Source organism: Streptomyces sp. NPDC015220 (genome assembly GCF_043079345.1).
GTDB lineage: Bacteria > Actinomycetota > Actinomycetes > Streptomycetales > Streptomycetaceae > Streptomyces.
Genome location: NZ_JBIBUK010000064.1, coordinates 1 through 1,011, shown reverse-complemented (window position 1 = coordinate 1,011; position 1,011 = coordinate 1). Strand labels below are relative to the sequence as shown.

General features: G+C 74.4%; 1 protein-coding gene. It reads right to left on the bottom strand.

What is annotated here, in order from left to right; genetic code table 11:
- Positions 1-236 precede the first annotated feature (236 nt).
- Positions 237-710, bottom strand: coding sequence for a hypothetical protein (locus tag ACF061_RS39080; protein ID WP_392271782.1), 474 nt, complete (start codon positions 708-710; stop codon positions 237-239).
- Positions 711-1,011 lie beyond the last annotated feature (301 nt).

Genomic DNA, 1,011 nt, shown 5'->3' with positions numbered 1-1,011 from the left:
GCACCCCCGCACCACCCACCGGACAGCCCCCGACCGGCCACACCCGCGCCGCCCTGGACATCCTGCACGCGGCCCGCCACCTGGTCATGGCCGCCATCACCGCCGACCGCACCGCCAGGGACAACCGGACGGCCATCCCGAAAACACTCGCCACCTGATCGGCGGCCCGGAGCGTCCGTCACCAGACCTGGCGTGCGGGTGCGGCGGTGACCGCCACGGGCACGCATCGCGGCGTGCTACGTGTCCAGCCGCTCGCGCCGGCGCCGCGGGGACGCGTACAGGACGCCGACGACCTGGACGGTCAGCAGGACGCCGAACGCCTCGGGGGCGGTGGACAGGCCGGATTCCAGCGCGGTGCGGCCCTGGGCCTGCTGGAGGAAGAGCGGGCCGATGTACATGGCGCCGAGTATGGGGACCAGGCCGACCAGATTGAGCAGGTTGGTGTCCCGGAAGAGCCGGTCCCCGAACAGGCGGAGCCTCAACAACGGCTTGGGACTGCGAAGTTCGACCACGACGGCGGCGGCCAGCAGCGCCGTCCCGAGCGCCAGCGAGGTGATGACGGCGGCGGACGACCAGCCGCGGTCGGGGCCCTCGGAGACGCCGAACATCACGCTGCCCAGCGCGGCCGCGCTCAGCAGCAGGCCCGGCAGGTCGAAGCGGGCGGGCCTGCTGTCGTGGTGCCCGGCCAGGAACATCGCGCCGAACAGCACGGAGGAGGTGGTCCGCCTGGCGCTCGCCGAGGCGACGGCCGCCCTCGCCGCCGAGGATCGTGAACAACTGCGTGCCCTGCTCGCCCTTGTCCGTGAGGCCACCGGCTGACCGCGGCCGGGCGGCCGGGTCACCGCGGCGGGGCGGCGACCCGGCCCGAGCCGCCCGGCCCGGCCCGGCCCATGCCCTGCTGGGCTGGGCTGGGTGCTCAGGCGGCCGGGAGTGTGGTGCCCTGGACGGCCTGGATGTCGAGTTCGATCTTGAGTGTGGTGCCGATGGCGGCGATGCCGGCCTGGAGGACCT